The sequence below is a fragment of the Streptomyces sp. NPDC127117 genome, assembly GCF_042677325.1.
Lineage (GTDB): Bacteria > Actinomycetota > Actinomycetes > Streptomycetales > Streptomycetaceae > Streptomyces.
The window spans coordinates 1-19162 of sequence record NZ_JBHXTM010000039.1 but is presented as its reverse complement, the minus strand read 5'-3'; the positions used below and the strand labels follow the sequence as shown (position 1 = coordinate 19162).

General features: G+C 70.8%; 19 protein-coding genes. 11 read left to right on the top strand and 8 right to left on the bottom strand.

The genetic code is table 11. The annotated features are described in order from the left end of the window. The first annotated feature begins 325 nt into the window (after positions 1 to 325). Positions 326 to 691 (top strand): hypothetical protein, encoded by a 366-nt coding sequence (locus ACFVH0_RS28535; protein WP_385824773.1) that lies wholly within the window; start codon positions 326 to 328, stop codon positions 689 to 691. A gap of 41 nt (positions 692 to 732) precedes the next feature. Here the strand turns inward: ACFVH0_RS28535 and ACFVH0_RS28530 are convergent, their stop codons facing one another. Both ACFVH0_RS28530 and ACFVH0_RS28525 read right to left on the bottom strand, forming a co-directional pair. After that, the gene (locus ACFVH0_RS28530; RefSeq protein ID WP_385824771.1) at positions 733 to 1398 is read right to left on the bottom strand and encodes an RDD family protein; all 666 of its coding nucleotides are present in this window, start codon (positions 1396 to 1398) and stop codon (positions 733 to 735) included. A 111-nt stretch (positions 1399 to 1509) separates the two neighbouring features. Then, complete coding sequence (locus tag ACFVH0_RS28525) at positions 1510 to 3207, bottom strand: RDD family protein (protein WP_385824769.1); 1698 nt, start codon at positions 3205 to 3207, stop codon at positions 1510 to 1512. 212 nt (positions 3208 to 3419) lie between these two features. Here ACFVH0_RS28525 and ACFVH0_RS28520 point away from each other — a divergent pair, with 212 nt between their 5' ends. Further along, the gene (locus ACFVH0_RS28520; RefSeq protein WP_385824767.1) at positions 3420 to 3896 is read left to right on the top strand and encodes an SsgA family sporulation/cell division regulator; all 477 of its coding nucleotides are present in this window, start codon (positions 3420 to 3422) and stop codon (positions 3894 to 3896) included. Positions 3897 to 3919: 23 nt separating this feature from the next. Here the strand turns inward: ACFVH0_RS28520 and ACFVH0_RS28515 are convergent, their stop codons facing one another. Continuing rightward, positions 3920 to 5287, bottom strand: a complete 1368-nt coding sequence (locus tag ACFVH0_RS28515) for an FAD-binding oxidoreductase (RefSeq protein WP_385824765.1) — start codon at positions 5285 to 5287, stop codon at positions 3920 to 3922. A gap of 97 nt (positions 5288 to 5384) precedes the next feature. On the opposite strand from ACFVH0_RS28515, the gene ACFVH0_RS28510 reads away from it, so the two are divergent. Further along, positions 5385 to 6914, top strand: coding sequence for a tetratricopeptide repeat protein (locus ACFVH0_RS28510; RefSeq protein ID WP_385824763.1), 1530 nt, complete (start codon positions 5385 to 5387; stop codon positions 6912 to 6914). Between the two features lie 52 nt (positions 6915 to 6966). Here the strand turns inward: ACFVH0_RS28510 and hppD are convergent, their stop codons facing one another. Continuing rightward, on the bottom strand, positions 6967 to 8112 hold the full coding sequence (hppD, locus tag ACFVH0_RS28505) for a 4-hydroxyphenylpyruvate dioxygenase (protein ID WP_385824761.1): 1146 nt from the start codon (positions 8110 to 8112) through the stop codon (positions 6967 to 6969). A 134-nt stretch (positions 8113 to 8246) separates the two neighbouring features. Here hppD and ACFVH0_RS28500 point away from each other — a divergent pair, with 134 nt between their 5' ends. From ACFVH0_RS28500 to ACFVH0_RS28465, 8 genes are all read left to right on the top strand, one after another. Continuing rightward, positions 8247 to 8720 carry an Lrp/AsnC family transcriptional regulator gene (locus tag ACFVH0_RS28500; protein ID WP_385824759.1) on the top strand — a complete coding sequence of 158 codons (474 nt, stop codon included), beginning with the start codon at positions 8247 to 8249 and terminating at the stop codon, positions 8718 to 8720. Positions 8721 to 8735: 15 nt separating this feature from the next. Beyond that, positions 8736 to 9383, top strand: coding sequence for an ABC transporter permease (locus tag ACFVH0_RS28495; protein WP_385824757.1), 648 nt, complete (start codon positions 8736 to 8738; stop codon positions 9381 to 9383). Then, on the top strand, positions 9376 to 10647 hold the full coding sequence (locus ACFVH0_RS28490; protein ID WP_385824755.1) for an ABC transporter ATP-binding protein: 1272 nt from the start codon (positions 9376 to 9378) through the stop codon (positions 10645 to 10647). The genes ACFVH0_RS28495 and ACFVH0_RS28490 overlap by 8 nt, the downstream gene beginning before the upstream one ends. Next, positions 10644 to 11543 (top strand): ABC transporter permease, encoded by a 900-nt coding sequence (locus ACFVH0_RS28485; RefSeq protein ID WP_385824753.1) that lies wholly within the window; start codon positions 10644 to 10646, stop codon positions 11541 to 11543. The genes ACFVH0_RS28490 and ACFVH0_RS28485 overlap by 4 nt, the downstream gene beginning before the upstream one ends. Then, a complete protein-coding gene (locus ACFVH0_RS28480; RefSeq protein WP_385824751.1) occupies positions 11540 to 12523 on the top strand; it encodes a glycine betaine ABC transporter substrate-binding protein in 984 nt (327 codons plus the stop codon). The genes ACFVH0_RS28485 and ACFVH0_RS28480 overlap by 4 nt, the downstream gene beginning before the upstream one ends. Positions 12524 to 12636: 113 nt before the next feature. After that, positions 12637 to 13245, top strand: coding sequence for a winged helix-turn-helix domain-containing protein (locus tag ACFVH0_RS28475; RefSeq protein WP_385824749.1), 609 nt, complete (start codon positions 12637 to 12639; stop codon positions 13243 to 13245). Between the two features lie 30 nt (positions 13246 to 13275). Continuing rightward, complete coding sequence (locus tag ACFVH0_RS28470; RefSeq protein WP_385824747.1) at positions 13276 to 13473, top strand: hypothetical protein; 198 nt, start codon at positions 13276 to 13278, stop codon at positions 13471 to 13473. Continuing rightward, positions 13470 to 14825, top strand: coding sequence for an MFS transporter (locus ACFVH0_RS28465; RefSeq protein WP_385824745.1), 1356 nt, complete (start codon positions 13470 to 13472; stop codon positions 14823 to 14825). The genes ACFVH0_RS28470 and ACFVH0_RS28465 overlap by 4 nt, the downstream gene beginning before the upstream one ends. Here ACFVH0_RS28465 and ACFVH0_RS28460 read toward each other — a convergent pair. The 4 genes from ACFVH0_RS28460 to ACFVH0_RS28445 form a co-directional block, all read right to left on the bottom strand. Beyond that, positions 14755 to 15543, bottom strand: a complete 789-nt coding sequence (locus ACFVH0_RS28460) for a S16 family serine protease (RefSeq protein WP_385824743.1) — start codon at positions 15541 to 15543, stop codon at positions 14755 to 14757. The genes ACFVH0_RS28465 and ACFVH0_RS28460 overlap by 71 nt on opposite strands. A 129-nt stretch (positions 15544 to 15672) precedes the next feature. After that, entirely contained in the window at positions 15673 to 15828 is a 156-nt protein-coding gene (locus ACFVH0_RS28455; protein WP_266690615.1) for a superinfection immunity protein, read from the bottom strand. A gap of 176 nt (positions 15829 to 16004) precedes the next feature. Further along, positions 16005 to 16646 carry an IclR family transcriptional regulator gene (locus tag ACFVH0_RS28450; RefSeq protein ID WP_124723277.1) on the bottom strand — a complete coding sequence of 214 codons (642 nt, stop codon included), beginning with the start codon at positions 16644 to 16646 and terminating at the stop codon, positions 16005 to 16007. A 335-nt stretch (positions 16647 to 16981) separates the two neighbouring features. Next, positions 16982 to 18937: a hypothetical protein gene (locus ACFVH0_RS28445; protein ID WP_385824741.1), complete on the bottom strand. Its 1956-nt coding sequence runs from the start codon at positions 18935 to 18937 to the stop codon at positions 16982 to 16984. Between the last annotated feature and the right edge of the window lie 225 nt (positions 18938 to 19162).

Genomic DNA, 19162 nt, shown 5'->3' with positions numbered 1-19162 from the left:
TGGAGGGGCCGCGCGCGAATACGCGTCACAAGTGACGACATTCGACCGGAGTTACGCGAGAAAAGACAGATCTTGACTTGAACAGGCCAAGTGCACTATGTAGGAGAACGCTTCCGTTATCCGGACGTTCAACGAAGGGCCAACCGGCGCGTCATGGAACACGGTTGGGTCGGCAAATGACTCCGTGCGCCCCCTGTGCACCGGCACCGTGGGTTAGGCCGTGCTTACCGGTGGCTCCACTCGGGCATCCACCGTCGTAGAGTCGCTTGACAATGCGACCGTGTTGAGAGACTGCCCATCCGATGCCCCGAGGACGGATACCGCCATGCCGCGTCCCACAGCCGCACAGCTCTCCTACGGTTCGGTCACCGTCATCTTCTCGACCCTCGCCATGCTGCTGCTCTCCCGCACGGAGTCGGGCCTCGGCATCGCCGTCATCGGGACCGCGGCGCTCGCGCTCGGTCTGCTGGTGGCCGTGACCGTACCCCAGCCGTCACGCGCGAAAACCGCGAGGCGGGCAGGTGCCCGCTCCGCGGTCCGGGTGAATCAGGACGCGGTCTCCGCGGCCGTCGAGGCCGAGGGCCTCCATCGCGACGGGGACCGGGCCCCGGCATCGGCGCCCCGGGAAGTCGCGCCGCGGCCCGCGGCCCCCGCGGACGAGCGCGTGGGCCGGCACTCCGTGCGCCACTGAACCACCGCAGTTGCGGGGCCGGTCCGGGCCGCGGGACAGCGTCAGTTGGTCTGTACGACCACCGTCTTCGCGGCCTTGTCCTGCAGGCCCTGCCGGTACGGCTTGTCCGTGAACATGAGCACGATGTTGATCAGCCACCACAGGCACGGGCAGCACAGCAGCGCCGGCAGCCACAGCACCACGGCCCGCAGGAACGACGCACCGGTGTCCGGCACCCGGCCGTCGTTGAGCATCGCGACGCGCAGCTTCAGCAGCCGCTTGCCGATGGTCCGGCCGTCCTTGTGCGTGAAGTACGTGTCGTAGGCGACGTACACGACCAGGCCGATCAGCGACCACACCAACTGGTGCCCGCTGTACGTCTGGCTGAAGACATCGCCGAAGTCGTTGCTGTTGCCGTTGTTGTCCGTCACCTCGACCGCACCGCCCCACGGCAGCGAGATCAGGTAGAGCGGGATCGAGACGATCAGGAAGTCGATCAGCCGGGCCAGGATGCGCTTGCCCGGCTCCGCGAGCGGCGGCATGCCGGCCAGCGGATCCGGACCGCCGTACGGTCCACCGCCGCCGTAGGGGCCCGGATCGTACGGCGGCGGGGGCGGGGGCGGAGCGCTGTCGTACGGCGAACCCGATGACGGCGGGGGCTCATGCGGCTTCTTGAGGAACGGGTCGTCCTCGGGCGGCTGACCGGACGTCGGCTGATCGTTGCTCATGGGGGCAGTGCACCCCGCCCCGGAGGCGCCCGCAACGGCTCAGGTGCGTTCGGGGGAACGGCCGGCCCCGACGGCCATTCACCCGATGGGCCGTCGGCCGACCGGGTGCGGTCAGTCCGCCACGAAGGTGTGTGCCGCCTTGTCGTGCCAGCACTGGCGCCACGGCCGGTCGATCAGGCACCACAGCACATTGATCACCCCGATCACCAGGACGCCCAGCACGCCGTAGACCAGCCATCGGCGCAGCGCGGCACCGAAGGACGGGGCACCGTGGGACTCGATGTCCCGCACTTCGAGTCCGCAGACCTTCTTGCCGAGGGTGCGCCCCCACTTGGCGGTCGGCAGCGCCTCCAGCAGGACCCCGAGTACGAGGAACGCGCCGAGCACCGCGCCGAACAGCCCGGCCGTGGTGGAGTCCACCAGCCAGACGGTGACCGTCTCGCCGGAGAGCTTCGCCGCGCTGATCTTCTCGTCGATGTGGTCCAGCGCCTGCGAGACGAGCGGGAAGCCGATCGCGCCGACGAGCGCCATCAGCACGACGCTGTCGATCAGCCGGGCGGCGAACCGCTTGCCGAGCCCTGCGGGCCTGGCCGCCGCCTGGGCCTGCGCGAGCTGCTGGAAGGGGTCGTCGACCGGAGGCTTCCAGGGCACGACGGGCTGATCCGGCTGAGCCCCTTGGGCACCGAACTGGGGGCGGGGCTGCTGGGCCTGCTGAGGCTGCTGGGCCTGCTGGGCCTGCTGGGCCTGCTGGGCCTGCTGGGCCTGCTGGGCCTGCTGAGGCCGAGGTTGGAGCTGAGGCTGCTGGGACTGGAGCTGCGGCTGCGACTGGAGCTGGGGTTGGTGCTGCTGCGCCGGGAGTTGGGGACGGGCTGCCTGAGCGGGCTGAGCCGTCTGAGCGGGCTGGTTGCCCTGCTGCGCCCAGGGGGCCGGGTTCTGGGCCTGCGGTGCGGGGCCCTGCCCCTGTACGGGGTTCTGCGCCGGGGTGGAGGGCTGTGCGCCCGGCCCGGGGGCGATCGCGCGGATCGCCATCGTCCCCTCCGATGCCGCCGGTTCGGTCGTCCGACGGGCCGGCGGGCCGCCGCCCTGGCCGACGGCCCGGATCGTGACCGTCCCGTCGGTGGGCGGGCGCCCCGCGTCGCCCGTGCCCGCATCCGTACCGCCGCCGGGGCGGCCCTGACGGCCGATCCGGATCGCAACGGTGTTCTCCGGCGCGGGAGAAGACGGGGAGGGAGAAGGGGACGGAGACGGAGAAGGTGCGGGAGAGACGGCGGGGTGTCGCGGGTCCGGCGCGGGAGTGCGGTCGGCGGGGGTGCGGACCGCCGGGACGCGATCGTCCGGCACCGGGTCGGCCGGGGCGCGGTCCGCAGGCGTACGCGGATCGCCCTGCCCGTCCGGCCCGCCCGGTTCCCCGGACTGCCCGCCCTGTTCACCGGGCTGTCCGGCGCCGCCCCAGGAGACCCGCCGGTCGCGTTCGCCGCCGAATCCGGTCTGCCGGGAGACGTCGGCCTGCCAGGCGGTGGCCGGTTCGGGGCGGTTGCCCGCGTACGGCTCCTCGTCCAGGAAGACCGGACCGGTCTCGTCCACCGCCGCCGGGGCCGACGGCTGCGGCTGCGGGTCGGGCACCGGTGCGGAGGGCGCCTCTCCGGAGGGCGCCGCAGGCGTCGGCCCGCCCTGCTCAGGGGCGGGGCGGCTCGTGCCTGGCACCCACGAAGCACCGTTCCAGTACCGGACATATCCGGGAATGGACGGGTCGGGGTAGTACCCCTCGCGGGGGCTTTCGTCACCGGGTGCCGGGGTTGGGGCGCTCATCACCGTGGTCCCGTATCTCTTCGAGGCCTGAATGCAACGGGTCCACATCTACCAGACGCCCGCGTACCCCTGGGCCACTCCAGGGGTTTGGGCCTCTTTCCCGTCGCCCGAAAATTTTTCTCGGAAGTCGCGTAATAGATGGCGTGGAGGGCGCTCTCTCCCTGTGCGGGCCGGTCGAGGGACCGGTCCACAGGCACTGGAAGGACGTACTCATGCACACCACCGTGGAACGCGAGCTGGAACTCAAGCTGGTCCTGTCGCCCGAGCGCAGCATCCCCGTCCCCGCCCGTCTGACGTACCGCACGGAGGACCCGTACGCCGTGCACGTGGCCTTCCACATCGGCTCCGACTTCCCGGTCCACTGGACGTTCGCCCGCGATCTGCTGGTCGAGGGCGTGTTCCGGCCGTGCGGTCACGGGGACGTCCGGATCTGGCCGACCAAGGTCGACCAGCGCAACGTCATCTTCGTCGCGCTGACCTCTCCCGACGGGAACGCGCTCCTGGAGGTGCCGTCCGCCGCGGTGGCCGCCTGGGTGGAGCGGACGCTGCGGGTGGTCCCGCCCGGCACCGAGGCCGATCGGCTCGGGATCGACGAGGGCCTCGCCGAGCTGCTCGCCCCGCTGCCGGCCGACGACCTGTGGCTGCGCGACCCGTGGCCGTCGGACGAGTCGCAGGACGGCGAGGCGTGAGCGGGCCCGGTCCCGCCCGGCCGTCAGAACACCTTGCCGGGGTTGAGCAGCCCCAGCGGGTCGAATGCCTGCTTGATGCCCCGGTGCAGTTCGACGCTGACCTCGCCGAGCTCACGCGCCAGCCACTCCTTCTTCAGGAGGCCGACGCCGTGCTCCCCGGTGATCGTGCCGCCGAGTTCCAGGCCGAGCGCCATGATCTCGTCGAACGATTCGCGGGCCCGCCGGGACTCGTCGGCGTCGGTGTGGTCGAAGCAGACGACGGGGTGGGTGTTGCCGTCGCCGGCGTGCACGCAGACACCGATGGTGAGGTCGTACTTCTCGGCGACGGCCGCGGTGCCCTCCAGCATGGCGCCGAGCTTCGAGCGGGGTACGCAGACGTCGTCGATCATCGTGGCCGACTTGACGGTCTCCAGCGCGGTGAGCGACATCCGCCGGGCCTGGAGCAGCATTTCGGACTCGGCTGCGTCCTCGGCGGGAACCACCTCGGTGGCGCCCGCGGCGGTGCACAGCTCGGCGACGGCGGCCAGATCGGCCGACGGGTCCGGGGTGTCGAAGGCGGCGAGCAGGAGCGCCTCGGTGGTGTCGGGGAGGCCCATGCCGGCCATCTTGTTGACGGCCCGGACCGTTGTACGGTCCATCAGTTCGAGGAGTGACGGAGTGTGACCACGCTCCATGATCCGGCAGATCGCGTCGCAGGCGCTCGCCGCGCTCGGGAACTCCGCGGCCAGGACCAGCTGCTGCGGCGGCCGGGGCCTCAGCGCGAGCACGGCCTTGACGACGATGCCGAGGCTGCCCTCCGAGCCGACGAAGAGCCGGGTGAGGTCGTATCCGGCGACGCCCTTCGCGGTGCGGCGGCCGGTGCTGAGCAGCCGCCCGTCGGCGAGCACGACCTCCAGGCCGATCACGTACTCGGCGGTGACCCCGTACTTCACGCAGCACAGGCCGCCGGACGCGGTGCCGATATTGCCGCCGATGGTGCACATCTCCCAGCTGGAGGGGTCCGGCGGGTAGTAGAGACCGTGCTCGTTGACCGCCCGGGACAGCACCGCGTTGATGACGCCGGGCTCGACGACGGCGATCCGGTCGACCGGGCTGATCTCCAGGATCCGGTCCATCTTCACCAGGGACAGCACGATGCAGCCGTCGGAGGCGTTGGCCGCGCCCGACAGGCCGGTACGGGCCCCCTGCGGGACGACCGGGACGCGCAGGGCGGTGGCGGTGCGCATGACGTGCTGGACCTGCTCGACGGTGCGCGGGAGCACGACGACCGCGGGCGTGCCCGCCTCGCAGAAGCTCGCCATGTCGTGGGCGTACGAGGCGGTGACGTCGGGATCCGTGATCAGGGCCTCGGCGGGCAGACCGGCACGCAGTTGTTCGAGAAGACCGTTCATGATCCAAGCGTGACACCCGGGCCCATTGGTGTGAACCCGTCTGCGGCGGCCTTCGCAAGGCGCGGTGTGCTCTTATTACTGACGCAGAGTGATCGGCATGGATGTCATGCCGCAGCAGCCTCCGCAGCCCCCCGATCCGAGCCGCCCACCACTTGAGACCCCCGGACTCTCCGGCCCGTCCAGCCCCTCCGTTCCCTCAGGCGCCTCCGCGCTCTCCGCGCTCGCCGACCCGGCGTCGCTGGCCGAGCCCCCGCCGCCCTCGCTGCGTACGACGCTGCGCCGGGCGGCCCTGGGCGTGGTGGCGGGTGCGGTGCTGGTGACGGGTGCGGTGGTGGCCGTTCCGGAGGACGGGAAGAAGGCGTCGCGGCCGCCCGTGCCCGGACCGGTCTCGCGTGCGCTGGCGGCGACCGCCACCGGCGCCCCGGCCTCGCTCTCCGACCTGACGGCGCTGATCGGGGACCGGCAGCAGTGGGTGGGCACGCATCCGTCCGACGCGCGGTCCTGGGCGCTGCTGGGTACGGCCTACGTGGAGTGGGGGCGGCGTTCTGCGGACGCGGCGTACTACGGCCGGGCCGAGCAGGCGCTGAAGCGCTCACTGAACGTCCGGCCGGGTGAGAACGGGAACACGGCGGCGCTGGTGGGGCTCGCGGAGCTCGCCGATGCCCGGCACGACTTCGTCGCGGCGCGGAAGTGGGGCGAGACGGTACGGGCGCGGGAGCCGAAGCAGTGGGCCGTGTATCCGGCGCTGATCGACGCGTACAGCGGGCTCGGGGACCACAAGGCCGCGAGCACGGCGGTGGAGCGCTTCACGGCGCTGCGTGCGGGAGTTCCGGCGCTCGTGCAGACGGCACGGATGCACCTGGACCGCGGCCGGCCCGAGGACGCGCTGGCCGGCGCGCGGGCCGCGGCGGACCGGGCGACCACGCCCGCGCAGAAAGCGGAGTGCCTGCACCTGCTGGGCGAACTGGCCTGGGAGCGGGGCGAGCCGAAGGAGGCGGTCGCGCAGTTCGGGGCGGCGCTGCGCACCGACCGCGCCCACCATGCGTCGCTCGCGGGCCGGGCCAGGGCGCTGGTGGCGCTCGGCCGCACGGACGAGGCCCGGCGCGACTACCGGGCGGCCCTGGCGCAGCTCCCCCGGCCCGAATACCTGCTGGAGCTGGGCGAGTTGTACGAGTCGCTGGGACTGGACGCGCAGGCCGACGAGCAGTACGCACAGCTCCGCCGGGCGCTCGCCCTGGACGAGGGCCAGGGCGTGGACCACGCGCTGCTGCGCGGCCGTTTCGAGGCCGATCACGGGGATCCGGAGGCGGCGGTCGTGGTGCTGGACGCCGAATGGGCCCGCTCGCACCGCAGCGCGGCGGTGGCGGACGCGCTGGGCTGGGCCCTGCACCGCTCCGGCGACCCGTCCGCCGCCCTTGAGTACGCGGCCGACGCGGTCGACACGGGTGGGCAGAACGCCTCGTACGCGTACCACCTGGGCATGATCCAGAAGGAGTTGCGGGAGTACGGTCCGGCGCGCCGCAGTCTGGAGGAGGCCCTGCGTACCAACCCCGGGTTCTCCCCCCTGGCCGGGCCCGCCGCCCAGGAGGCCCTGGACGATCTGGCCGATCCCCCGCCGGACATGTAGCCGGCCCCGGGCTCCCCCTGACGGGGCCCGGGGCCGGTCGCGTGCCGGGGGATCAGAGGTTGCCGCGCTTCTCCTGCTCGCGCTCGATCGCCTCGAAGAGGGCCTTGAAGTTGCCCTTGCCGAAGCCCATCGAGCCGTGGCGCTCGATCATCTCGAAGAAGACGGTCGGGCGGTCCTGGACCGGCTTGGTGAAGATCTGCAGCAGGTAGCCGTCCTCGTCGCGGTCGACGAGGATCTTCTCCTCGCGGAGGATCTCCACCGGCACACGGGTCTCGCCCGCCCACTCGCCGAGGGTGTCGTAGTAGGAGTCGGGCGTGTCCAGGAACTGGACGCCCGCCGCCCGCATCGCCCGTACCGAGGCGACGATGTCGTTCGTGGCGAGCGCGATGTGCTGGACACCCGCGCCGCCGTAGAACTCCAGGTACTCGTCGATCTGGGACTTCTTCTTGGCGACGGCCGGCTCGTTGATCGGGAACTTGACCTTGAGGGTGCCGTCGGCGACGACCTTCGACATGAGCGCGGAGTACTCGGTGGCGATGTCGTCGCCCACGAACTCCTTCATGTTGGTGAAGCCCATGACCTTGTTGTAGAAGCCGACCCACTCGTTCATCCGGCCGAGTTCCACGTTGCCGACGCAGTGGTCGATGGCCTGGAAGGTGCGCTTGGCGGGCGGCTCGACGATCGGGGCCGCGGCGACGTAGCCGGGCAGGTACGGGCCCTCGTAGCCGGTGCGCTCCACGAGGGTGTGGCGGGTCTTGCCGTACGTGGCGATCGCGGCGAGCACGACGGTGCCGTGCTCGTCCTTGACCTCGTGCGGCTCGTCGAGGCCGAGGGCGCCGTGCTCGATCGCGTACGCGTAGGCCGCGCGGGCGTCGGGGACCTCGATGGCCAGGTCGATGACGCCGTCGCCGTGCTCGGCCACATGGGCGTCGAGGAAGCGGCCGTGGTCGGTGGCGGCCTTGATGACGGAGGTGAAGACGAATCGGGCCGATCCGTTGGTCAGTACGTAACTCGCCGTCTCGCGGCTGCCGTTCTCCGGTCCGGAGTAGGCGACCAGCTTCATGCCGAACGCCGTCGAGTAGTAGTGCGCGGCCTGCTTGGCGTTGCCGACGGCGAAGACGACCGCGTCCATTCCCTTGACCGGGAAGGGGTCGGCCTGCCGGGCAGTGTCGGGGGTGGTGTGCAGAGTCTCAGTCATGCCCGAAGGCTCTCGCCGCTTCGCAAGGTGCGCAATAGTTCGCGGAATCACTGGGCAATCTGTATAGCTGATCGGGATGATGGGCTAGCTATCTGTACATGATGACCATCACGTCGACCCTCCGGAGCGTAACCATGGCGATCGATCATCTGGACGGGCGGCTGATCGTGCTGCTGGCCCGCGAGCCCCGCATCGGCGTACTGGAAGCATCGCGCAGACTCGGCGTGGCCCGCGGGACGGTACAGGCCCGGCTCGACCGGCTTCAGTCGAATGGCGTCATCCGCGGATTCGGTCCGGCGGTCGATCCGGCGGCGCTCGGCTACCCCGTCACCGCGTTCGCCACCCTGGAGATCAAGCAGGGCCAAGGGGCCGACGTACGGGCCCACTTGGCCGGCGTACCGGAGGTGCTGGAGCTGCACACCACCACCGGGCACGGCGACATGCTCTGCCGGCTCGTCGCGCGTTCCAACGCCGATCTTCAACGGGTCATCGACCGGGTTGTCGGTTTTGATGGCATTGTCCGGGCCTCCACGGCCATCGTCATGGAGAACCCGGTCCCGCTGCGGATCATCCCGCTCGTCGAGCAGGCCGCGGAGGACCACGACTGAGCCGAGGAGTGACGTGTGAGCTTCTGGGAGTACCTGGGCAACCGGCACCAACAGCTGCTCACCGACGCGTACCAGCACGTCAGCGCCGTCTTCCAGTGCATGGTCATCGCCACCGTGCTGGGCATCCTGATCGGGGTCGTCACCTACCGCAGCGGCTGGGCGGGTTCACTGGCCATCACCTCGACGGCGACGATCCTCACCATCCCCTCCCTCGCCGCGATCGGTCTGCTCATCCCGCTCGTCGGCCTCGGGGTCGCACCCACCGTGATCACCCTGACGCTGTACGGGCTGCTGCCCATCGTCCGCAACTCCATCGTGGGGCTGCGCGGCGTCGATCCGTCGCTGGTCGACGCGGCGAAGGGCATCGGGATGTCGCGGCTGGCCCGCCTCTGCCGGGTGGAACTGCCGCTCGCCTGGCCGCCGATCCTCACCGGCATCCGGGTCTCCACACAGATGCTGATGGGCATCGCCGCCATCGCCGCGTACGCCTCGGGCCCCGGCCTCGGCAACGAGATCTTCCGCGGCATCGCCTCGCTGGGCAGCGCCAACGCGCTCAATCAGGTGCTCGCGGGCACGCTCGGCATCGTCATCCTCGCCCTGCTCTTCGACGCCGCGTACGTACTGCTCGGGCGGCTCACCATCCCGAGGGGGATCCGTGTCTGAGACCGCCACCGGGAGCACCGCCGAGGACAGCGCCGGGCCGGAGGGGACCACATCCGGGGCCACCATCCAGCTGGAGGAGCTGACCAAGCGCTATCCGGGCAATCCCAACCCGGCCGTGGACAGCGTCTCGATGGAGATCAAGGCCGGCGAGACGGTGATCTTCGTCGGCCCGTCCGGCTGCGGGAAGTCCACCACCCTGAAGATGATCAACCGGCTGATCGAGCCGTCGTCCGGGCGGATCAGGATCAACGACGAGGACGTCACCGACATCGACCCGGTGAAGCTGCGCCGCAAGATCGGCTACGCCATCCAGTCGTCCGGGCTCTTCCCGCACATGACGGTCGCCGAGAACATCGCCCTCGTACCGAAGATGGTCGGCTGGTCCAGGTCGAAGGTGAAGGACCGGGTCGAGGAGATGCTCGATCTGGTGGGGCTGGATCCGCGGGAGTTCCACGGGCGCTATCCCCGTGCGCTCTCCGGCGGCCAGCAGCAGCGGGTGGGCGTGGCGCGGGCGCTGGCGGCCGATCCGCCGGTGCTGCTGATGGACGAGCCGTTCGGCGCGGTCGACCCGATCACCCGCGACCACCTCCAGGACGAGCTGATCCGGCTCCAGCACGAACTGCACAAGACGATCGTCTTCGTCACCCACGACTTCGACGAGGCGATCAAGCTGGGCGACCGGATCGCCGTGCTGCGGGAGCGTTCGCACATCGCGCAGTTCGACACCCCGGAGGCCATCCTCACCAATCCGACGGACGACTTCGTCTCGGGTTTCGTCGGTGCCGGTGCGGCGCTGAAGCGGCTCAACCTCACCCGCGTACGCGATGTGGAGATGGCCGCGTTCCCCACGGTGACGGTCGACGACCCGCTCCAGTCGATCTTCAACAAGCTGCGCAGCGGCCCGCACAACGAGCTGTTGATGCTGGACCGCAGGAACCGCCCGTACAAGTGGCTGCGGCGCGGCGACCTGATGCGGGCCCGGGGTTCGCTGGCGCGGGCCGGGCAGCTGGTCCACGACACGGTGACGCGTGACGCGACGCTGCACGACGCGCTGGAGGCGGTGCTGACCGACAGCGGCGGGCGGGCCGCGGTGACCGGGCGGCGCGGCGAGTTCATCGGCGTCGTCGACATGCAGACCCTGATGAACTCCGTCCATGAACTGCTGGAGGCCGACCGGCTCGCCGCCATCGAGCACCAGCACGACCTGGAGGAGCTGCGCAGCCACCAGACCGAGGCGGAGCTGGAGGGCGGTGCGGGCTCATGACCCCCGACTCACCGTTGAACCCCGAGTCCTCCCGCCGGGTGCGCTCCGGGCCCCCGGTGCCCTCCTCCGACGAGGACCGTCCGCCCGGCGAACACGACGTCAAGGGCCACGCCTTCCGGGACGAGGAGGAGCCCGCCCCGCCACCGGCCGGTCCGCCGCGCCGGTTCACCTGGCGCAAGCTGGTGCTGATGCCGCTCGCGCTGGTGATCGTGCTGGCCATCACGTATCTGTGGATCACCCATGTCCATCTCGACTCGATCGCGCGGAACTCGCTCACCGGCGGCAATGTGCAGCTGCGCTGGTGGCAGCATGTGCGGCTGACCGCGATCTCGACGTTCTGGGTGCTGATCATCGCCATTCCGCTGGGGATCGCGCTGACCCGGCGGCGGCTGAGCAAGGGCGCCCCGGTGGTGACGGCGGTCGCCAATATCGGGCAGGCGACACCGGCGATCGGTCTGCTGGCCCTGCTGGTGATCTGGCTGGGCATCGGTCCGTCGACGGCGATCATCGGCATGGTGATCTACGCGGTGCTGCCGGTCTTCTCCAACACGGTGGCCGGACTCAAGGCGATCGAGCCGAATCTGGTCGAGGCCTCGCGCGGCATCGGCATGTCGGCGACGGGGACGCTCACCAAGGTCGAACTGCCGCTCGCCGTGCCGCTGATCCTGGCCGGGGTGCGTACGGCGCTGGTGCTCAACGTCGGCACGGCGACCCTGGCCACCTTCGTCGGCGGCGGCGGTCTCGGTGACCTGATCACCTCGGGCATCCAGACCCAGCGGATGCCGGTGCTGGTGCTCGGTTCGGTGCTGACGGTGGTGCTGGCGCTGCTGGTGGACTGGCTGGCCTCACTGGTCGAGGTGGCGCTGACGCCGCGCGGACTGGAGGTGGGGCGATGACGGGCCCGCGGAAGGTGCGTGCCGGCCTGGTGGGGGCGGTGGCGCTGGCGCTGCTGCTCTCCGGGTGCGGGCTGAAGAGCGGCTCGCCGATGGCGGACGACGTGGTGCCGGGCTCGGTCGGCCGGGGGGAGCCGCTGGACGGTGCCTCGCTGACCGTCACCTCGAAGAACTTCAGCGAGAACATCATCCTGGGCCAGATGATCGGCCTGGTCTTCAAGGCCGCCGGCGCGGAGGTCCTGGACCGGACGAACCTGCCCGGTTCGATCAGTGCGCGCGAGGCGATCGTCAAGGGCGACGCGGACGCGATGTACGAGTACACGGGCACCGGCTGGATCACGTACCTCGGCCATGCGAAGCCGATCCCCGACCCGGTCGAGCAGTGGGAGGCGGTCCGGGACGAGGACCGCAGGACCGGGGTGACCTGGCTGACGCCGTCCACGCTCAACAACACCTACGCGCTCGCCATCAGCCGGAAGAACAACGCGAAGTACCACCTGAGGACGCTCTCCGACGTCGCGGCGCTGGCGAAGAAGGACCCGTCGGCGGTGACGATCTGCGTGGAGAACGAGTTCGCCTCGCGCGACGACGGGCTGCCGGGCATGGAGAAGGCGTACGGGATGTCGCTGCCGGCCGCCAACATCAAGAAGATGGACGCCGGGATCATCTACACCCAGGTCTCCAAGTCCAACTCCTGCCTGCTGGGAGAGGTGTTCACCACGGACGGCCGGATCAAGGCGATGGACCTCGAAGTGCTCGTCGACAACAAGCACTTCTTCCCCAACTACAACGCGGCCCCGGTCATCCACACCAAGACCTTCGAGAAGTACCCGCAGATCGCCGGGCTGCTCGACCCGGTCAGCAGGAAGCTGACCACGGAGGTCGCCCAGGTGCTCAACGCCAAGGTGGACGTGGACGGGCAGGACCCGCACGAGGTGGCGAAGGAGTGGCTGATCCAGGAGGGGTTCATCAAGCAGGGGTGAGCCGGCGCCGGGAGCACGTCACCCACGGAGAATTCGTCACAAAGAACCTGCTGCAAAGAACCCGTTGCAAAAAGATGGTTGCAAAGATGTCTTTGCAACTCTACGGTTCAACCATGCCCGCAACAGAGGACGGCGCCGAGATCCCCGCCGAAACCGAGAACATCCACAAGGTCGATGCCCGCACCCTGCGCGGGCTGGCCCACCCCCTGCGGCTGCGCCTGCTGGCCGCCCTGCGGGAGTACGGCCCCGCCACCGCCTCCGGTCTCGCCGACCGGCTCGGTGAATCCAGCGGCGCCACGAGCTACCACCTCAGGCAGCTGGCGACGTACGGCTTCGTCGAGGACGACCCGGAGCGCGGCAAGGGCCGCGAGCGCTGGTGGCGGGCCGCACACCGGGGCACCGTCTTCGACAGCGGCAGATTCCTGAGCCACCCCGACCCCGAGGTGCGCGGTGCGGTCGGCGTCGTACTCCACGAGATCGCCACCACGCACGCCCAGGAGCTGAACACCTGGATCGGCACCATGCGCGAGTGGCCCGAGGAGTGGCGCGAGGGCTGGGACATCAGCGATTTCCAGGTGCGCCTCACCCCGGACCTCGCCGAGGAGCTGATCGGGAAGGTCCACGAACTCATCGAGAGCTACCGGGGCCTCGTCCCGGAGGGCACCGAGGGATCGGCCAACGTCCGCAGCCATGTGCATCTCTTCCCGCGCCCCGCGGAGTAACCAGCCCCTCCCGACCGGAAGGACATCGTCATGCACTCCGACACACATCTGCTGCTGCACAGCCTGCGCGCCGCCGAACTACGTTGGTACGCAACGGAGTTCGAACGCGCATCGACCGCGCCGGACACCGACCTGCGCACCCGGCTGGGCTGGGCCCTCGTCGAGCTGGGGCTGCGCATCCTGCCCCACCGGGCCGGCCACGTCTCCGTCGCACCCGGTCCGGCATGACCGGTCGGGGGGACCGCGACCGCATTCCGCTCGCCGCCGTACTGTCCGCCAACTCCATATCCAGGGCTGGTAGTTCACTCACCCTGATCGGCGTGCCGTGGTTCGTGCTGGAGACCACGGGGAGCGCCGGCCGGGCCGGTGTGGTCGCCTTCTGCGCGACCCTGCCGATCGTCGTGTCCGCCCTGATCGGCGGACCCGTCATCGACCGGATCGGGCGGCGCCGGGTCTCCGTCGCCTCCGACCTGGTGTGCGGCCTCTCCGTCTCCGCCATTCCGCTGCTGCACCGCGCGGGCGCCCTGGACTTCTGGATGCTGTGCGCGCTGATGGCGGCCGGCGGGCTCATGCACACCCCGGGCGACACCGCGCGCTACGTCCTGGTGCCGGATCTCGCCGAGCACGCCGGCACCACCCTCGCCCGCGCCGCCAGCCTCTTCGACGCCGTCTCGCGCGGCGCCCGGATGGTCGGGGCGGCGGTGGCGGGCGTACTGATCGCGCTCGTCGGCGCGGAGACCGTACTGCTGGTGGACGCGGCGACGTTCCTGACGTCCGCGCTGCTCATCGCGGCAGGCGTACGAGGGGTGCGCGCGGCCGAGCCCCGGAAGACCGCGGCGCCGGTCTCGCTGCGGGCGTACCGCTCCGAACTCCGTGAGGGCTACGCCTACTTGCTGGGCAACCGGCTGCTGCTGACGGTCGTGCTGATGGTGATGTTCATGAACGGCACCGATCAGGGCTGGAACGCCGTCCTGCTGCCGGTGCACGCCTCCGCCGAGCTGGGCGGGGCCGGGGACATCGGGCTGCTCACCGCGCTGTTCGGCGCGGGCGGCCTGGCCGGGGCGCTGCTGTACGGGGCGGTCGGGCACCGCTTCTCGCGGTGGGCGGTGTTCACGGTGTGCGTGCTGCTGTGCGGCGCGCCCAGGTACGTGGTCGCGGCGCTGACCGGGACGACGCTGCCGCTCGCCGCGACCATGGTGCTGAGCGGGCTCGCGGGCGGGGTGCTGAACCCGATCCTGACGACGGTGATCTACGGAACGGTCCCCGACGAGCTGCGCAGCCGGGTCTCCGGGGTCCTCACGGCGGGCGGCGAACTGGCCATGCCGGTGGGCGGTCTCGCGGCCGGCCTGCTGGTCGAGAGCACGGGCGTGACGGGCGCGCTGCTGGCGATGGGCGGGGTGTACCTGCTGGCGACACTGAGCCCGCTGGTGTTCCCGGTGTGGCGCACGATGGACGAGGTGGTGGCGGTGGCCGACCGTGCGTCCGTGCCGTCGCAGGCGTCCGAGGAGATCAGCAGCTCGGGACCTTGTGCCCCTGCTCCAGTGCCCGGAGCGAGGACACCGCGCTCTTCAGGGTCGTGACCGGGATCAGTCGCAGCCCCTCGGGCAGTTCGGCGCCCGCCTCCCGGCACTCCGCCTTCGGCACGAGGAAGACGGTCGCCCCGTCACGGTGCGCGGCCTGAGTCTTCAGCGACACCCCGCCGACCGCCCCGACCTTGCCGTTCGCCTCGATCGTGCCGGTGCCCGCGATGTTGCGGCCACCGGTGAGATCGCCCCCGGAGCCGTCCCCGTCGAGCTTGTCGACGATGCCGAGCGCGAAGAACAGACCGGCGCTGGGACCGCCCACATCGGCGAGGCTCAGGGTCACGTCCACCGAGCCGGGCTTCTTCCCGAGGTAGTTCAGGGCGGCGTCGACCGCGGAGTCCTGCGACTTCCGCATGTCGTCGAGGTTGTGCTTCTCGATCTCCTTCTCGGAGCCGCCGGTCGGGTAGACGGAGTCGCGGGGCAGCACCGCCCGGTCCGTACGGAACCAGCCGTCGATCACATCACCGATGCCGACATCGGCGGTGGGCCCGGTCGCGAGGATCGTCGTCATCCGCAGCTCGCCCTCGGTGGGCCGGGTCGGCGCGCCCTTGATGCTGATCACCGGCTTGCCGTGATCGTTCCCGAGCACGTTCGCGGTCGAGCCGGGCTGCGCCAGGGTGAACGGCAGCGGCGCGAAGGCGGCCACACCGAACAGGGCGAGGACGGGCAGGGCGCACAGGGCGAGGGCACGGGGGCGCGAGAGACGAGGGAGCACCCGCCCAATCTAACCGCCGGGGCGGACGTACGGGCCGGGCGGCGCCCCCTACCCGGCCCGGGGACGTTCCTACGGCGTGGTACCCGGCCCGGGGACGTTCTACTGCGTGGTACCCGGCCCGGGGACGTTCTACTGCGTGCGGCGGGTTCCCATCGACATGGCCAGGGCGACCACCCAGCCGATGAACGTCCAGCCGAGAAACAGATTGATCACGAACACCGAGCCGGTGTTCACCCCGCGCCCCGCCGCGACGAAAAAGGGCAGGAAGTACAACGGGATACCCACGATGACGAGAATCGTGAAAATAGAACCATCCATCGGAACCCCCCGGAACGGCCACGCGCTTCGGTCAAGGCGTGAGCCCCGAAAACATACGGCCCGGCCGGGTACCCGCTGAGACGTGATCCGGCCAGAATTCTGCCCCGCGCGCCGGTGGCGAGCGGCCCCCGCCGCGGGACTCGCTACCGGAGCGCGTCCGCCACTTCCCGCGCCGCGTCCACCACGCGGGGGCCGACGCGTTCGGGTACGGAGTCCGCGAGCATCACCACGCCCACGCTGCCCTCGACACCGGTCACCCCGACCAGCGCGGCCGCGGCCCCGCTCGCCCCGGCCTCCAGCTCGCCGTGGGTGAGGGTGAAGGCGGTCTCGCCGACCGGCTTCTGGCGGGCGGCGAGGATCGCCCGGCCCGCGGCGCCCCGGTCCAGCGGATGGCGGAAACCTGCCCGGTAGGCCACGTGGTAATCGGTCCAGGTCGGCTCGACCACCGCGACGGCCAGCGCGTCGCTGCCGTCGACCAGTGTGAGATGGGCGGTGGCCCCTATGTCCTCGGCGAGCGACCGCAGCGCGGGCAGCGCGGCCTCGCGCACCAGCGGATGCACCTGACGGCCCAGACGCAGCACGCCCAGGCCCACTCGGGCCCGGCCGCCCAAATCGCGGCGCACCAGGGCGTGTTGTTCCAGGGTGGCGAGCAGACGGTAGACCACGGTGCGGTTGACCCCGAGTTTGTTGGACAACTCGGTGACGGTCAGGCCGTGGTCGGTGTCGGCAAGCAGTTTGAGGACCCTCAGGCCCCGGTCGAGCGTCTGGGAGGTTTCCGCGGTCACGACGCCCTCTCCTCTTTGATGAGCGGCAGCGGCTGATTCCCACGGAATGTGCGCCGCCGGTCCCAGCGGCGACGCACGGAGAGGCCGCCGGCCTGGCCAGGCACCGGCTGCGCCCCGTTGCGGCTCTGCCACGGGGCGTTCATTTTTTGGGACAGTAGCGAGCGAGTCCGCTCAGCGGAAGACCTCGTCCAGAATCCGGGCGTTGCCGGAGGGGGAGTTGGCTTGAAGCAGCATAAGTGCCGGTCAGCGGGGCGTCGGCCGGATCCTGGAGGTCTACGCGCGTCCAGGTCGGCCGACGCCTTCGCGGCACTTCACGCACCGGAAGTGAACTGTCGTTAACTCACGGTGAACGACTGCTGCACAATTTTTCCGTTCACGAGCACCTCGCAGGCCCGGATCGACTTCGTCGCCGGATCCCGGACGGTGAAGTCGAGGGCGAAGGTGCCGTCGAGTCCGATGACCCGGGTGACGTACGTATCGGCGGTCTGCTTGCCGTCCGCGGTGCGGCCGGTCACCGAGACCGTGGCGACGGGGGCGAATCCCCGTCCGGCCACCTGGACCGTCGTGCCGACCGGCCCCTCGGGCGGCGAGAGCGAGAAGGACGGTCCGGCGGGGACGGTTCCGTCCTGGACGGTGAACGCCGCCGTCTCGGTACGGGGGTTGACCAGGACCTCCCTGACCCGGATGGCGACGGTGTCGGTGGCATTGACCGTGAAGGTCTGCGAGAACGTCCCGTCCAGCCCGACCACCTTCGTCTTCGCCGGGTCGGACGTCTGGGAGCCGTCGGCCCGCAGCCCGACGATGGACACGGTCGCGACCTTCGCGAAGCCCTGCCCGATGACGGTGACGGCGGTGCCCTTCGGACCGGCGGACGGGGTGAGCACGACGAAGGACGGGGCGACGGTCAGCGGGGTGAGCACCTGCGCTCCCCCGGCGGTGACCTGGAGCCCGTACACGGCACGCGGGGTGGAGCCGGCCACGGTGACCGTGCCGGCGAGCGTTCCGTCGGCGCCGATCCGGAGGGTGGAGCCGCTGATCCGGGAGCTGTCGCAGGAGCCTCCGTCGGCGGTGCAGAGCGCGGCGGTGGGTGTGGTGCCGGACGGCCAGTCACCGCCGGAGAGGGCGATCGTTCCGCCCGGCTTGACCTTCGCCGCGCCTGCGGAGAGCGTCGCGGAGGCGTCGGTCACGGTGAACGGGGTGGTGAGCACTGTGGCCGGATCGTTTCCCTCGTCGACCTGGATCGCGGCGATGGCGGGGTCGGAGACGGTGAACTCGGCGGTGAACGTGCCGTCGGGGGTGCTCTTCACATAGACGGCGGTGTCGTCGAGCGTCGCCCCGCTCGCGTCCAGGCCGACGGTGTTGATCCACCGGTCCTGGAAGTAGTTGCTGCCGGTGACGGAGATGACGCTGCCGACCGGCGCGCCGGAGCGGGAGAGCGCGATGGCCCGTGACCCGCCGGGCACGTAGGCCTTGACGGTCAGGGGCGCGGTCGCCTCCTTCGTACCGTCGCCGACCTTCACCAGGTACGAGCCGTCGGGCACGGCACCCGCGGCGGCGAGCACCGCGCTTCCGCTCAGCTCCCCCGAACCGCTGATGGAAAGGGTGCTGGAGGCGAACTTGCCGGTGTCGCAGCCGCCGCCGTCCGCCGAGCAGAGCGACGGTACGGGGGTGGCGCCCGCGGTCCAGAGGCTGCCGGACAGGGCGACACCGGTGGACGGCCGGACGGCGGTGGTGGGCGCGGTCAGGGTGGGCGGATGGCCCGCGGTGCCCTCGGCGGTCACCGTGCCGATGGAGCCGCCCCCGCTCACCACGTCGCACGGGGTCTCGTAGGTGGAGCCGAGCACCTTCGTACGCGTCAGATTGCGTATCGGGGTGAAGGAGATCGGGCCACTCGCATTTGCGGGGATGATGAAGTCGCCCTCGTACGGCGGGATTTCGATGGGCTTGCCGGACGGGATGTCGAGGTTGATCTGGGGGCCGGTCACGGTGACCGTGCCGGTGGCGCCGCCGGACATCGCGAAGTCGATGCTGGGGGTGGTGGGCACATCGTTCAGGCTGAGTCCGCTGGTGGCGGGGGACGGGCCGAGGGTGACCTTGGCGTGTACCTTGCCGCCCGGGTCGACGATCGCCGGCGAGAGATCGACGCTCATCTCCTGCGGCCCGGTCGCCTCGCCCTGGCCCGCGGGCAGGGAGCAGTGCACGGTCGGAGTGACGGTGCCGGCCTCGGCGGCGGGCGCGAGTGCGACGGTGCCACCGGTCCAGACGAGCACGGCCCCGGCGGTGAGCGCCACGGCGCGGCGTAACCCCGCACCGGTTCCGCGGACCCGCCTCGGCAGGTCGGTTCTTCCGGGCCGGTCGGCTCTTCCGGGCCGGTCGGTTCTCCCCGGCCGGTCTGTTCTTCTCGGTCTGCCGTACACGGGCATGCATCTCCTCCATGGCTGAGGTGTCGGGCTGCGGGAATTCCCCGAATTCGGAATGGCGGCGCCCGCCCGCTCCGATGCGATACGGAGCGGGCG